Annotated in this window: 14 protein-coding genes; 1 reads left to right on the forward strand and 13 read right to left on the reverse strand. The window is 49.2% G+C overall.

Features of this window, described 5'->3' with window-relative positions; genetic code table 11:
• Window positions 1-78 precede the first annotated feature (78 nt).
• The 13 genes from QOL74_RS13410 to QOL74_RS13470 form a co-directional block, all read right to left on the reverse strand.
• Window positions 79-921 (reverse strand): DODA-type extradiol aromatic ring-opening family dioxygenase, encoded by an 843-nt coding sequence (locus tag QOL74_RS13410; protein WP_283410001.1) that lies wholly within the window; start codon window positions 919-921, stop codon window positions 79-81.
• A 66-nt stretch (window positions 922-987) separates the two neighbouring features.
• A complete protein-coding gene (locus QOL74_RS13415) occupies window positions 988-1335 on the reverse strand; it encodes an MBL fold metallo-hydrolase (RefSeq protein ID WP_283410002.1) in 348 nt (115 codons plus the stop codon).
• Between the two features lie 75 nt (window positions 1336-1410).
• Window positions 1411-1713, reverse strand: coding sequence for an MBL fold metallo-hydrolase (locus QOL74_RS13420; RefSeq protein ID WP_283410003.1), 303 nt, complete (start codon window positions 1711-1713; stop codon window positions 1411-1413).
• A 160-nt stretch (window positions 1714-1873) separates the two neighbouring features.
• Window positions 1874-2638 carry a serine hydrolase gene (locus tag QOL74_RS13425; protein ID WP_283410004.1) on the reverse strand — a complete coding sequence of 255 codons (765 nt, stop codon included), beginning with the start codon at window positions 2636-2638 and terminating at the stop codon, window positions 1874-1876.
• 92 nt (window positions 2639-2730) lie between these two features.
• On the reverse strand, window positions 2731-4098 hold the full coding sequence (locus tag QOL74_RS13430) for an N-acyl-D-amino-acid deacylase family protein (RefSeq protein ID WP_283410005.1): 1368 nt from the start codon (window positions 4096-4098) through the stop codon (window positions 2731-2733).
• Window positions 4099-4147: 49 nt separating this feature from the next.
• Complete coding sequence (locus tag QOL74_RS13435) at window positions 4148-5266, reverse strand: FAD-binding protein (RefSeq protein WP_283410006.1); 1119 nt, start codon at window positions 5264-5266, stop codon at window positions 4148-4150.
• A 54-nt stretch (window positions 5267-5320) separates the two neighbouring features.
• Window positions 5321-5536: a helix-turn-helix domain-containing protein gene (locus tag QOL74_RS13440; RefSeq protein WP_283410007.1), complete on the reverse strand. Its 216-nt coding sequence runs from the start codon at window positions 5534-5536 to the stop codon at window positions 5321-5323.
• Between the two features lie 10 nt (window positions 5537-5546).
• Complete coding sequence (locus QOL74_RS13445; protein ID WP_283410008.1) at window positions 5547-6026, reverse strand: DUF2975 domain-containing protein; 480 nt, start codon at window positions 6024-6026, stop codon at window positions 5547-5549.
• A gap of 252 nt (window positions 6027-6278) precedes the next feature.
• Window positions 6279-7157 (reverse strand): pirin family protein, encoded by an 879-nt coding sequence (locus tag QOL74_RS13450; protein WP_283410009.1) that lies wholly within the window; start codon window positions 7155-7157, stop codon window positions 6279-6281.
• A 310-nt stretch (window positions 7158-7467) separates the two neighbouring features.
• Window positions 7468-8592, reverse strand: coding sequence for an S-layer homology domain-containing protein (locus QOL74_RS13455; protein ID WP_283410010.1), 1125 nt, complete (start codon window positions 8590-8592; stop codon window positions 7468-7470).
• A gap of 344 nt (window positions 8593-8936) precedes the next feature.
• Window positions 8937-9431 carry a preQ(1) synthase gene (queF, locus tag QOL74_RS13460; RefSeq protein ID WP_283410011.1) on the reverse strand — a complete coding sequence of 165 codons (495 nt, stop codon included), beginning with the start codon at window positions 9429-9431 and terminating at the stop codon, window positions 8937-8939.
• Window positions 9432-9463: 32 nt separating this feature from the next.
• Window positions 9464-9976 carry a QueT transporter family protein gene (locus tag QOL74_RS13465; protein WP_283410012.1) on the reverse strand — a complete coding sequence of 171 codons (513 nt, stop codon included), beginning with the start codon at window positions 9974-9976 and terminating at the stop codon, window positions 9464-9466.
• Window positions 9977-10467: 491 nt separating this feature from the next.
• Window positions 10468-11250 carry a formylglycine-generating enzyme family protein gene (locus tag QOL74_RS13470; RefSeq protein WP_283410013.1) on the reverse strand — a complete coding sequence of 261 codons (783 nt, stop codon included), beginning with the start codon at window positions 11248-11250 and terminating at the stop codon, window positions 10468-10470.
• 544 nt (window positions 11251-11794) lie between these two features.
• Between QOL74_RS13470 and QOL74_RS13475 the strand changes: the two genes are divergently transcribed.
• Window positions 11795-13834, forward strand: coding sequence for a methyl-accepting chemotaxis protein (locus tag QOL74_RS13475; protein ID WP_283410014.1), 2040 nt, complete (start codon window positions 11795-11797; stop codon window positions 13832-13834).
• Window positions 13835-13898: the final 64 nt, after the last annotated feature.

The following is a 13898-nucleotide window of genomic DNA, read 5'->3' on the forward strand; positions in this document are numbered from 1 at the left end:
TTGATCTTATTTGTTCAGTGCCACTGAAATTTCGGCCACCGGAGCACTTCTTCCACCTGAAACACGCATCTTCGACCGCTAAGACAGTTCGAATGCCGGGACACCGCCATCTCTCCATAAAAAGGCGACGGCTCTTTTTCCGAGAATATAGTCGTCGAAAACCTTTTCGCCCGGGTTTCCCGATAGTCCCACGCACACCAGCAGCGGCAGAAGATGTTCTTCTCTGGGATGACAGTACCTGGCACCGGGAAACCTTTCCCAGTTGATGAACTGCTCCCACTTTTTTTCCTCATTTATTTCATCGCAACAACCGGCAATGAGATGGTCCTGAAACGCATTGTTCTGTAGATCTTCCATGTTTTTTCCCTCAAAGTCAAACCGGCTCATGTTGTGAAAAGAAAACCCGGAACCGATGATCAGGATATTTTCTTCCAACAAAGGTCTTAATGCCTTCCCCATGGCCAGGTGTGTCTGCGGGCTGAGGCTGTGGTGCAGCGAAATCTGGATCACAGGAATATCTGCCAGTGGATACATCATCTTCAATGGAATATACGAACCATGATCATAGGGTCTTTTGTCATCAAGACGCCATTCAATTCCGTTCCCGTCAAAGAGTTCGGCGATTTTTTCTGCCAGCCGGGGGTTTCCTTTGGAGGGATACTGAATGGTGTAAGCCGCTTCCGGAAAACCGTAGTAATCGTACGTCAGCTCCGGCTCCCGACCGCTTTGAATGGTCACTGTGTCCTCCTCCCAGTGGGCACTGAACACAATGATGGCTTCCGGCCGGTGAATTTTGGGGGAGAGGTTTTCCATAAAATGAATCATTTTCTCATGGGATGGGTCGTTCAGGATTGGCAGCGGCCCTCCGCCGTGGGAAAAATAAATTATCTGACCAGTTCGGGCTATCTGCTCTTTGCTCATAAAAACCCTCCTTTTTTTCTTCGAATCATCGAGTTACTTATACCCGGGAAGGATTGAACCCATTCATCACGCCCCGCCCAGCTCACGAATAACCGCCTGACGCGTGAGGGGCATGCCGTGGCCATGAAGGATTGTTTTCACATCATGGGCCACGATTTGCCTCAACACCTTCTCCGAAAATCCCGCTTCTGTTGTCTCTGTTTCCCGTTCATGGTAAGGCGGCGGGTAAAAGGCATCCCCCGCAAACAATACCTGATCCTGTTCATCATAGATCAAAATCGAGTCTTCGGAGTGGCTGCTTTCTGTGCTTTCCAGTAACAGCCGTCCATCTGTCAATGGAAGCACCATGCGCTCCCGAAAAGTTGTCTGGGGAAGGCGAATGCGAAAATCGTCCCAGTGTTGAACCATTCTCATTTTAACCCCATGACTGACCCTGTTCTTCGGGTTTCTGGCTGCATCTTCTTTCAGATATGCAGCACTCCATGGTTTTTAAGCTTCCACTTTCAGGTAATCCAGGCATTTTTCATGGGCAATGATGGGAGCCTCAAAGGCCATGGCCCCGAAAACGTGGTCCCAGTGATGATGGGTGTAGATGATGTGAGACACCGAAGCGGCGCCCATGAAAGTCAGCATTTCCTGAATAAAATTCCCCCAGGCGGGGCTGTTGCCGCAATCCACCAGCACTGTCTGTGTCTTGTTGGTAATAATGCCCACATTGGGCTGTATACGTCGATTGCTTCCCACAATCATCCAGACCCTGTCGGTGATCTTCCTCAATCGCCTTTTGTTCATAGTGGTTTATCACTCCCCGGAATCACCTGAGTTCCATATAAATCCCCGAAAACACTTGAAAAAATGCCGGATGCATTGCGAAGGGTAACTTCTCAAACCCTTTGATCAACAGAGGCCTCCTTTTGATGTATGTGACCACCCTTGAGGCGCGTGATGACTCTTAACGCAATGCATGCTGATAGCACACCAGAGCGATGTGGCGAATGGCTTCCTCCGCTGCAATCACTTCGGTATCGTTGCTGGCCAGGCACAGGATAAAAGGCTGCCTGGCGTAAACAATTCCCACATCATGGGTCATGTCGCTGTCTTCCCCTGTTTTGTGGGCGATGGGAACCCTGCGGGGGATCAAGGCCCGCAGTTTGTTCTTCAACTGCTGAAGAAGCAGTATTTCGTTGGCTTCCCGGCTCATGGCAGGCGAGACAAAGGTGCCCTGGTAAACACCTTCCAGCAACAGACCGGCATCGGCGGGGCTGAAGGTATTCTCTTTTCCCTGGCGCTGGGCTTCCGCATCAAAAAGAAACCGGTTAAGGCGGGTGTGGCGGAGGCCGGCCCCTGCAATAACCTGGTTGATTCGCTCCATTCCCACCAACCCCATGAGACGGTTGGCGGCGGTGTTGTCGCTGAGGATGATCATCAGGGTGTACAGATCTTTCAGGGTAACTTTCTGGGGGTCATCCATGTAAAAGAGGGCCCCGCAACTGGGCACTTTTTCCTCCCGAACAAGGCCCAGCGTATCGGTAGGATGCAGGCGCCCCTCATGAATTTCCTGCATCACTGCCATGAGCACCGGCAGTTTGATCACACTGGCGGCCAAAAAAGGCCGGTCGGCGTTGATGGCAAGTTTTTCCCCGGTGATCAGGTTATGGTAATACAGCCCAAAGGTACCGGGAACAGTTTCCATCAGACGGTTGATCTGGTCAAGCATCAGGTTTTCCTCCTCCATTAAATCACTTTCATCAGATAAACCACTTTAATCAGACCACTTCTTGCCTCATTCATCTCAATCATCGCTTATTTTTAAGAACTTGCTCCACTGTTGACCATGGCTGTGCCAGCATTGCGGATACGCATTTTTCCCTCCTGCAGTGCCAGCCTGCCATTGACAAAAACCCCTTTGATCCCTGTGGGGGGCATCATCGGGTGGTTGAAATCCGCCTGATCTGCAATGGTGACCGGGTCAAAAAGGGTGATGTCCGCATCTGCCCCCACCTGCAGCGTGCCTTTGGCAATGCCCAGCCGGCGGGCAGGAAGCACCGTCATTTTTTCAATGGCCTGCTTCAGTGTCAGTATTTTTCGTTCCCGCACATACTCACCCAATACTCTGGGAAAAGTGCCGGCTGCCCGGGGATGGCCCTGACCGCCGTTGATGAGGCCATCGCTGGCGATCATCACCAGCGGATGCTGCAGCGCCAAATCAATGTCTGTCTGGTTCATCACATGGGCCAGGGTCAGGGTGCGGGGAGCTTCCCTTCGCAGCCGGTGGAACAGTGCTTCTGTGCAGCGTTGTCCCTGAAATTCCCCTTCAGCAATTTCAATGGCATCATACGTGATGCCATAACGTTCCAGGAAGCCTTCGTCATAGGTGGCGGCACCAATAAAGGTGCTAAAAGCGGTATAAGGGTAGCAGTCGGCGCTGATGTCAAGACCAGTTTCCGCCCGGTGATCCATCTGGGCCAAAAAAGCTTCCATCTGTCCGAACCCGGCCATGGACCCAATATGAGACAGCTGTACCGGCAGCCGGTGCTTCTCACCGATGCGGATGAATTCTTCCGCCGCCGCCATCACCTGATGGGCGTCATCCCTGAGATGAGCAGCAATGAAGGTGTGGTGTTTTTGGGCGGCGCGGCTGATGCAGCTCAACTCTTCCTCCGTTATACCGGGAACGTAGCGGATGCCGAAGGAAATGCCCAAACAACCGGCCTTCAGGTACTGGTCTGCCAGCTTCTCCATGTGGCCAATACTTTCAGGGGAAGCCGGGGCGTAAGGGTCCGACTGCCCCGTCTGCCGCCGCAGAGTTTCGTGGGGTACCAGCAGTCCCACATTCAGGGGCAGCCCCAACCGGCGGGCCGCCTCCAGGTACTGGTCAGGCCGCTCTGTTCCTATGCCGCAGTTTCCGCCGATGGCAGTGGTGACCCCCATGCGCAGCAGGGCATCAAAAATGGACACATCAAAACGATCTGCCTCTTGTGTGTACGGATCTTCATGAATGTGCAGGTCGATGAATCCCGGAGAAACAACCAGGCCGGCAGCGTCTATTTCAAGATCTCCCCGCAGGGTATGCTCCACTACTTCTGAGATTTTATTGTCGACGATCCCCACATTTAACCGGGCGTCGATCCCGCCGCCCGGGTCGATGACGTGGCCGTTGTTGATCACCGTGCGCATGGTTATCTCTCCTTTTTGATGTAATGATACTATCTGTGTGTGTGATCTTTCATTTGATTGACTCAGGAAAAATGTTTCCATCTTGGCTTGTTTGGTTCACCACTGTTCTCCGGATACTCTGAAGACCCGATTGCATCACCAGCTTTCGAAGGCCGGGACGATACATGAAAGGGGCTTTTGCATTTTTGGCGATCACATTAAGCCTGATCTTTGTCAGCCGTTTTTCATATCTGCCCAGAAAGCCTTCAATGCCTTCATTCAGGCTCTGAGCGAGGAACAGGGAACTTTTCAGGGCATAGCTGATTCCTTCCGCCGAACTGGGGCTGATGGCGCCGGCGGCTTCTCCCACAAGGGCAACCCCTTCTTTTCCGGCCCAAAGCTGGTTCGCATGCTTTGGCCGATAGATAAAAGCGCCTTCTTTTTTGACTCTGTGATGAAAAAGAAACCCATAATGAGTCAGTTTTTCCTTTAATTTGTGATATTTCTCCCAGGTCTTATCATTGGCTTTAAGCGCCGACCCCAGCACAAGGTACTGATTCTTGGGAATGATCCAGGAATAGAAGTCACTGATTTCCTCGTCGAAAATGGCAGTGTAGTATGCCTGGGGCAACTGGTTTTCAAACCATTCCTGAATGGCAATATAAGTATCCGGAACAGCCCGGCCCATACTGATGGACTTTCGAACCCCTGAACAGGCACCATCCGCACCGATGAGCACTCTGGTTTTGAGAGAATCTCTTCTCCCCTTTTGCGTAAAATGAACTGTAAAACCGTCTTTCATCGGCTCATACCCTTTATACACAGCGTTGAAGCGTTTGTCCACCCCTAAAGACAACAGTGATACCATCCACCTGTCGAACTTTTCCCTGTCCATATTATAATAAAATCGTTGATACAGCTTTTCGATGCCATTGGTCACATCGATGGTTCTCACCGCAAAAAGCTGAGGATCCACCAATACCTCTGTTGGTACTCCCAAGCCCAGTCTGGCAATCATTTTTTGAGCATCAGGTGCCAGAAGACCGCCACAACATTTGTTTCCCGGGCCAGCGGAATATTTCGACTCCAGGTCTCTTCTGTCAATCACAACCACTTTGTATGATTCTCCCAATAGCCGGGCCAGGTTTGCTCCTGCCGGACCGGCACCAATAATCGCAATGTCGTACATGCCTCCACCTCGTCTGTTGTTAATCGCTGCTGTGATTCATTTTTGTGACCGTGATCAGTCCCCACTGTCTTCCCGGTATTCCAAAATATCCCCAGGCTGACATTCCAGCACTTTGCATATTTCTTCCAGGGTGGAGAATCGTATGGCCTTGGCCTTGCCGTTTTTTAAAATGGAAATATTGGCCATGGTGATGCCGACCCTTTCCGACAACTCTGTGACACTCATTTTCCTTCTGGCCAGCATCACATCAAGGTTAATGATAATTGCCATTAAAATCACCTCAAATCGTCAATTCATTGTCGCTTTTTATTTCGATGGCATTTTGCAGCAGCTTTTGCAGAACGGCGGCAAACACGGCGACCACCATGGGTGCAAATGCAAAGAGCATCCCGATGAGAACCACCCCCGGGGCGTCTTCCACCTCTCCCACCGTATAAAAAAGAGGCATCAGTGCAATGTATAGAATGCTGATGGTTGCCGCAGCATATGTGATCTTCTTCAGGGCTTTCACTGCCAAATCTGAAAAAGCATCATTCCGATCTATCAGGTTCAGCAGCGTAAAGGCCTGGTACAGTGCCATGAAGAATGGAATGGCTGACAGGTACATCCCCGCGACGATTCCATACAAGACTGCTGCCATATGTGAGCTGCTTACTGCTGCTTCCCTGGCGATCATGGGCAGCACAATCACGCACACGGCCAGAATGGGAAGGCCAATGAAAATGACAGCTGTTTTTAGAAAGAGTGTTTCCCTTTTCATCATCATCACCTCGCAACTATGTTATGCTTCATCCTAGCATACTATTTATTGTTTTGCAATAAATATGTATTGATTAGCATTTTATTTTTGTTGTTTTCAAGACTGTTCACCCATCCGATTACCCACAAAAAGAAGCCCCCGTTCAATCCATTCCTTGTGGATTGCCAGAGGCCAGCACGATGCGCGCTTCATCGTAAAGAATATGCTTCTTAGTAAAGCGCTTAAACTTAGTAAAGCGTTTAAACAAAGAGGCTAAAAATCTTCAGTTCCAAACTTGCCGTCACGATAATCCTGGAACGCCTGGTCCAGTTCTTCCTTGGTATTCATCACAAAGGGTCCCCCTGCAACGGCAGGTTCATTTAAGGGTTCTCCGCTGAAGACAATGAGTTTCACACCTTCTTCGCCCGCTTTCAGGGTGATTTCCCCTGCCCTGTTTTCAAAAAGGATGAAATCTTTATGGATACAGGATGTGTCATTGATGTGGGCATGTCCTTCCGTCAGGAGAAGGCCCGTATTATACTTGCCCGGCTCTTCAAAGGTGACACTGCCGCCCCCCTGCACATCCATCAAATAGATGTTCATGGGTGAATAGGTCATGGCCGGGCCTTTCACACCCTTAAACTCGCCTGCCACAACAGTGACCTCGCCTGCTCCATTGGCGAGTTCCATTTTCCCCAGTTTGCTGTTGGGGAGATCCTGGTACCGCCCCGGTACCCATTTATCTTTTTTCGGCAAATTCACCCAGAGCTGAATCATATGAAAGACACCGCCCCGGTTCAAAAATGCCTTTTCATGGTATTCTTTATGCATAATGGCACCACCGGCGGTCATCCACTGTACATCCCCAGGGTAAATAATGCCGTGGTTCCCGGCGTTGTCGTGGTGCTCCACAGCACCTTCAAAGGCGAAGGTGACGGTTTCGATGCCCCGGTGAGGATGGGGCCCGATACCCCGGGAGGTGGTGGCGGGTGAAAACTCCCTGGGCACATTGTAATCCAGCAGGGCAAAGGGTGAGAATCTGTCCAGCAGATTTTTCCCGCCGGGGAAATAATTTCTGACCCGAAAACCGTTTCCCACCCAGTGTTCCTTCTCGATCACAAATTTTTCTTCAATCGGTCGCTGCTTCGACATGTGATCACTCCTTCACATTGTTTTCATTCACTTTTCAACCCTTCCATTAACGCAGCCATCCCAGTCACCTTAGTCATCAGGGTTCCGGCAGGCGTCGGGTGCCTCCAAACGCTCTCCATTTCCCTTCATACCCCTTTATTTGATTTTTCACCTTTTATAGCTTCTTAAACTGATAGCCGATTATGACTTTAAAACCAACGGTTGTTTATCTCCAAAGTGACCCATGGCCGATCCGGTGCGAACCCGTTTACGTACTCAATTGGCTTACGCAGTCAATCAACGGTTGGATATGTTTCCGGCACTTTAACAATTACTGCACTTCACGCCATTCAGACAAGAGCGACAAGGATCCCCCGGGCAAGCCTGGCCGCACCGCATAAACTGCATCTGCTTCATATGTCTTCCCATTTTCAGTTTTCTGGGTGATTCCCAATGCAATGTACATCCCTTCGTGGGATATGTAAATCGTATCCAGGTGCAGGATGGCCTTGTATCCTTCAAAATGATGGGCATACTCTTTGGTGATCCATTGGATCGTATCTACCTTTTCACTTTCAGGCACTTCGTCAAAATCTTTAAACCAGGCGCCGCGGTAAAACTTGCCGTTGTCACGAAGCTCCCGCAGGCGAGCCACATCTTCCTGCGTCAGTGCGGTTGTAGCCTGACTGACAGGGTTGAACCGCGACCAGTCAATCTCATCCACCGTGGTATTGGCGAAATTCAAACCACCGTCAGGGATACCGGTTGGACCCTCTGCCCGCGGGTAGAACTCACCGCGAAAGGTGACCCCACCAGTGGCTTTCACCTGGTTGTCCACTTTCATCAGGAACATGACCGCTTGCTGGCGTTGAAGATTCTGATCAACTCCGTAGGTGTGATAGTAACGGCCGCCGCCCATGCCGGAGGAAAAATCGTTGTCGTACATGAATTCTACGGCTTGAGCGTCTGACAGGTTAAACCCGTAGAGGGCTGAGGTGATTTTCGCAATTTCCACCCGCTTCAAGGGAAGGTTTCGGGCAGTGACGTGTTGATGCCCGCGGACCGGCAGTTGATAGTGCGCCATATGGGTGTAAATGTTTTCTGACCAGTGATGACCACTTCCGGGTGAATCAAGTTTCCTGCCGGGTTCCAAATACTTGAACAGCATGGCTGTCCATTCAGCTTCCAGTACATCGGCATGAGGTTTAAAGGTGCCGTCAGGATAGCCGCCGACAATGTTCCTTTCCACTGCCCAAGAGACAGCCTCTTTTGACCAGGCATCTACCAGATCCGGAAAGTTGGTTATCTCAGCAAGGGCCGGCTGAGTGAACATGAACATGCACATTGTCACCATACATGCATATTTCGTTGTTCTCTTTCGATGATTCTTGTTCACTGACGACTGCCTTTTGCTTTGGTTTTCCGACTTTCTCCCTGCTGCCGCTTTTCTCATCATGATATTCCCCCTGTTTAAAGCTCATTTAGCCTGTTTCTCTGTTCACTTTTCCCTATCCGCATGACCTGGCCAAACGAAAACCAACGCCATCCTCCTTCGCCCAGCTTCCACCACGAAAACCCCGGGTGCTTAAAATCAAACCCAGTATGCCGTGCCACCGTGGACACCTGGTTTCATCTCTTCTCTAGCTTATAGAATATCACATTCGTAACCCTTCTGCCTTCTTTCGCTTTCTAAAAATCTCTCGAATCAGGAAGCGAAAACTGTTTTTCACCATCTGCAATGGGCACCTTACTGTTGGCATGGAAAAAGCCCGCCGGTCACCGGCAGGCCTCCTATACTCTCTATCGATTATCAATTGACTCCGGATATAAATCATGCTGCTGCAGTCTTTGCCACGCCACTTCATGCCATCGGGTGCCTTCTTTGCCGTAATTGCAGTAAGGATCAATGGAGATCCCACCTCTGGGTGTAAACTTGCCCCATACTTCAATGTATTTAGGGTCCATGAGTTTGATCAGGTCTTTCATAATCGTATTCACACAATCTTCATGAAAGCCACCGTGGTTACGAAAACTGAACAGGTAAAGCTTCAGGGATTTGCTCTCCACCATCCGCACATCAGGGACATAGGCGATGTAAATAGCGGCAAAATCCGGCTGCCCGGTGATGGGGCAGAGACTCGTAAACTCAGGACAGTTAAACTTGACAAAATAATCATTCTCCTGATGCCTGTTTTCAAATGTTTCCAGTACTTCAGGCTTGTACTGGTCTTCATAGACAGTCTGCTGATTCCCTAAAAGCGACAGTCCTTCAATATGGTCAGGTGCTTTTAACATGATTATTCAATGCCTCCCCTGGCTTTCTTCCATTATCTTTCTGACAGCCATCTATCTGACAGCGGCCCTTCCAAGTATTTCACCAACATAACACCCACAATGCCCGGTATTACCTGCCCGACCCCGATACTCACCGCAAGAATTCCATAAGGAACGCTGATCAGCGGCGAAAGCCAAAGAGGCACCACCAACGTTGGAATCACCATAATGGGCAGCGCCACCAGTAAAAGATGCCCTTTTCTGGCATGCCTGCATCCGGCAGCTGTCAAAATACCTACCACAAACCCACCCATCATGTCCATGGGCCCCAAACCGCCCATGATGGTATTGCTGAGAAAATTGGCTGCACCCAGTGGAATGATTAAAACCGGATTGATAGCCGCCAGAGCATACAGACTGGTGGCGATCCTCACCTGATACTGGCCAAAAGCAAAACTTTGGGTGAAAAACATGATGACAACATACAGCGCCATCACAATGGCCGAAAAGGTTAGACTGCGCGCATCGGCGAGTCCATTGCCTTTTTTGACTGTTTGATCTTTCATTTTCTGCTCCTTCCCTGAACATATGGAAGAACAGCGCATCCTCCTGCTAAAACCGCCTGTCTGCAAACCGTTATAATGAACTGTTTTAAAGACATAAAAAAAAGGCACACCAAGGTACCATGACAAAAAATGCCGTGTCGCAAGCAACGGCTGGCCCTAGTTTTGTTTATAGACAGGATGGTTTCGAACTGTCTTCTATATGACAAGCTTATTTTTGTCTATCCTACCACATTTTCCACTTCATGACCATCCCTGCTGCTATGTTTATCTTTATCAATACCGCCTATCACGTGCCCCGTCTTACGTAGTCAACCAAAGGTTTTATATGATCCCGGCTGGAATAATCATGAGACGCGAGGAGTACCTGGTTCATGCCGTCTTCCATGGCCGTTCGGCCTCACTGCATAAACTGCATCTGCTTCATATATCTCCCCATTTTCTCCTGCCTTCTGCCCTGTTAACCTGTTTCCTGGCTCCTTTTCTTCATATTCTTATGATCTGACCCATTCGCATGATCTGGCCAAACGAAAACCAAGGTCATCAATTTTAAAGGTGGGATGTCCCCGCCTTCTGGAAGTGGCGCCGCATCCTCTGGCTTCTTCTGCCCAGCTTCCACCACGAAAAACCCGATACTCCCCATAGGTTTTTTCGTCATACAAATCCCAACACCATTCCCACACATTTCCCAGCATGTCATACAAGCCCCATTGATTGGGTTGTTTTTTCCCCACTTCATGAACCCGCTCTTCTGAGTTATCTTCATACCAGGCGATGTCTGTGATCTCTCCATATCGATACCCTTCTGATGTGGCTTTACAGGCGTACTGCCACTCAGCATCCGTCGGTAACCTGTATCCATTTGCCTGCGGTTCAAATCCCACATTGCCGCTGTTTTTATCTATGGTATAGCATTCTTGTAATCCGCATTTTTTTGACAGCAGATTACAGAATGAAACAGCTTCACACCAAGATACATTCACCACCGGCCTGTTGTTAGCCACTTCACCATCTTTCAATAAACTTTTCGTTGACTCTCCCGTACTGCGAAGGATTGCTTCATACAAGCCTTCTGTCACCGGATATTTAGCCAATAGAAAAGCCTTGATCTCAACCCACTTTTCAATTTCTGTCAGTTTTCCCTTTTGGCCGGGCATGCTCATTTTAGAATCTGAACTAATCCATTTCTGTTCATCCCGATAGTCCCTCACTGTTTCCACACCGCCAGGAATCGGTCGCATAAAATGGTTTAGATATACCGTTAATTGACTTTTCATTGGTTCACTCCTAAGAAAGACACATCCTTTTTCATTGACTGTTTTAAAGTCAATGGCAACGAACTCGATCCTAGCGTGAATGGGATAACAAGTACCGCACACGGGCAATAAGCGTCTCACATTCATCGAATCGTTTCATCACTTCACTCCCGTTCACCGGAGAGAGATTCAGCCGCTATTCTGCCACTGATTTCGGTTCTGGCTGGCAGCCATTCTCTACCTTATAGAATATCACATTCGTGACCTTTCCGACTTCATTCACCTTCTAAAAATCTCTTGAACCAGGAAGCGAAAAACTATATTTTCCCATCAGCAATGGGCACCTTACTGTTAGCATGGAAAAAACCGCCGGCAAGATGAGGATTGCAGGGTGATGTTGGTTCGGAAAAAAAAGATTGATAACTATTTATCGAGAGAAAAGATAATCATTGACAATGGCTTGAAAGCTCTTGTAGAATGAACGGGAATACATATTAATCGTGATTATACACACGTTTGTGCGCTGCATGTCAGTCCGAGGAGATGGAATGGAAGGATGAATCAGATGGAGCTGAAAAAGACTCAACGTAACGGGAGAAGCGGTACTATTAAAACCAGGTTGGTGTTGGTGCCTTTGCTGGTGGTCATCATTGTGGTGTCGGCCATTAGTGCTGCCAGTTCCTGGTTTAGCAGAGAGAGCCTGTTAAATCAGATGGAAGAAAACGGATACTACACTGCCCGTCAGTTCATAAGCAGAGTGGAAGACAACGCGGATTCACTGGAAGCCTTGAATGGTTTACTGGAAGAGAAAATATTAACGGCTGCAAGGATGGCTGTCCGCAACGAAGTAGCAATGAGTGATGCGTTTCTTCTAAGCTTGGTGGCAGACTTTGGCATCTCAGATCTTTACTGGTATGACAGCGGGGGTTCCATAATCTATTCCACAGTGCCTGAGTACATAGGCTGGCAGCCTGATCCGGGGCATCCCGTACATCAATTTATGATCAGCGGCGAAGAAAGTCTTATGGAAGACATCCGCATGGACACCGAATCAGGGAATTATTTTAAGTATGGGTACCTGCGCAGTAACTCAGGTGATTTCATCCAGGTGGGCATTCCCGCAGATGAAGTGCAGGCACTGACATACAGGTTCAGCTATCAGTCTCTGGTGGAAAACATGGCATTGTCTGATGAGATCATTTATGCCCTGGTGATGGACCAGGATTTGAAAACCATCGCACACAATGATATGAATGAGCTGAACATCGTTTTTGATGATGAAGGCAGTATTTCAGCGGCCCAACGAGGTGTTCCTTACAGCCAGATGTGGGACTTTAACGGCGAGTCGGTCTTTGATGTTATATTCCCCGCTGTCATCAATGGTGAGCTACAGGGAGCCGTGGCCATTGGTTTTTCAATGGCTGATGTTAATGCCGCCATCACGAGAAATTTTTCAGTCGCCATTGGCGGCGGACTGGTTGGTCTGTTATTGCTGGGGTTGATCCTTTACTCCACCTCCAACAGTGTGATAAAGACCCTTCGGGTGTTGGGATCTCAGGCAAGTGCCATGGCTGAGGGTGATTTCCGCCAGGATTTACCGGCGGCATTAAGTCAGCGGAATGATGAAATTGGCGGAATTGCCGAAGCCATTCGGTATATGCAGGATTCCATGAAAAAAATGATTCGCAATGTCATTGAAGCTTCTGAACAGGTGGCGGCTTCATCGGAAGAACTGACGGCCACCAGCCAGCAGTCTGCAACCGCCTCTGATGAAGTGGCACGAACCATCGAAGAGATCGCAAAGGGTGCCGGTGATCAGGCCAAAGACACCGAAAAAGGTGCCATGGCAGCCAATGAGCTGGGTGAAGTTGTCGAAAAAGATAAGCAGGCGTTATCAGCCTTGAACCAGTCGACAGATTCTGTCACCCGGTTAAAGGACGAAGGCGTTCGCACCCTGAAAGAGCTGATTGTCAAGACACAAAAGAGCAGCCAGGGATCAGCCCAGGTGCACGAAGTGATTTTAAACACAAACAACAGTGCCGATCGGATCAACCAGGCCAGCGGTATGATCAAAAACATTGCCGAACAGACCAACTTATTGGCCTTGAACGCAGCCATTGAAGCGGCTCGTGCCGGAGAAGCCGGAAGGGGTTTTGCGGTGGTGGCTGATGAAATCAGAAAGCTGGCCGAGGAATCCAACCGGTTCACAGGAGAAATCAGCACCATTATGGCAGAGCTGACCGGACAGACCGGTAATGCTGTGAAAACCATGGAAGAGGTTGCCAAAATCATTGAAGCACAGTCGGATAGTGTGGAAGAAACCAACCAAAAATTTGCAGGAATCAGCACTGCCATCGAAACCATGAAACAGGCCATTCGGGAAGTTAACACTTCTGGTCTGGAGATTGAGAACAAAAAAGATGAAATCACGCAGATTTTGCAGAACCTGTCGGCGATTTCACAGGAAAATGCGGCGGGTTCGGAAGAAGCATCGGCGTCTGTTGAGGAACAAACGGCTGCAATGGCAGAAATAGCCAATTCCAGCGAAGAATTGTCGCAGATTGCTGAAGAACTGAATCGTTTGGTACAGCAGTTCAAAATCTAACGACCTGCCAATTCGTTGTCTGCATGCACTATGACCCCTGTTCAGTTCAACCCGGGCCTCCGTG

It is taken from the genome of Anoxynatronum buryatiense (assembly GCF_900182905.1).
Taxonomy (GTDB): Bacteria; Bacillota; Clostridia; order Peptostreptococcales; family Tindalliaceae; genus Anoxynatronum; species Anoxynatronum buryatiense.

Bases quoted from the DNA above. Each gene is read 5' to 3' on its own strand.
- QOL74_RS13475 (WP_283410014.1), top strand. From the start codon at position 11,795: ATGGAGCTGAAAAAGACTCAACGTAACGGGAGAAGCGGTACTATTAAA.
- QOL74_RS13450 (WP_283410009.1), bottom strand. From the start codon at position 7,157: ATGTCGAAGCAGCGACCGATTGAAGAAAAATTTGTGATCGAGAAGGAA.
- QOL74_RS13430 (WP_283410005.1), bottom strand. From the start codon at position 4,098: ATGCGCACGGTGATCAACAACGGCCACGTCATCGACCCGGGCGGCGGG.
- QOL74_RS13420 (WP_283410003.1), bottom strand. From the start codon at position 1,713: ATGAACAAAAGGCGATTGAGGAAGATCACCGACAGGGTCTGGATGATT.
- QOL74_RS13425 (WP_283410004.1), bottom strand. From the start codon at position 2,638: ATGCTTGACCAGATCAACCGTCTGATGGAAACTGTTCCCGGTACCTTT.
- QOL74_RS13445 (WP_283410008.1), bottom strand. From the start codon at position 6,026: ATGAAAAGGGAAACACTCTTTCTAAAAACAGCTGTCATTTTCATTGGC.
- QOL74_RS13440 (WP_283410007.1), bottom strand. From the start codon at position 5,536: ATGGCAATTATCATTAACCTTGATGTGATGCTGGCCAGAAGGAAAATG.
- QOL74_RS13470 (WP_283410013.1), bottom strand. From the start codon at position 11,250: ATGAAAAGTCAATTAACGGTATATCTAAACCATTTTATGCGACCGATT.
- QOL74_RS13465 (WP_283410012.1), bottom strand. From the start codon at position 9,976: ATGAAAGATCAAACAGTCAAAAAAGGCAATGGACTCGCCGATGCGCGC.
- QOL74_RS13415 (WP_283410002.1), bottom strand. From the start codon at position 1,335: ATGAGAATGGTTCAACACTGGGACGATTTTCGCATTCGCCTTCCCCAG.
- QOL74_RS13435 (WP_283410006.1), bottom strand. From the start codon at position 5,266: ATGTACGACATTGCGATTATTGGTGCCGGTCCGGCAGGAGCAAACCTG.
- QOL74_RS13410 (WP_283410001.1), bottom strand. From the start codon at position 921: ATGAGCAAAGAGCAGATAGCCCGAACTGGTCAGATAATTTATTTTTCC.
- QOL74_RS13455 (WP_283410010.1), bottom strand. From the start codon at position 8,592: ATGATGAGAAAAGCGGCAGCAGGGAGAAAGTCGGAAAACCAAAGCAAA.
- queF (WP_283410011.1), bottom strand. From the start codon at position 9,431: ATGTTAAAAGCACCTGACCATATTGAAGGACTGTCGCTTTTAGGGAAT.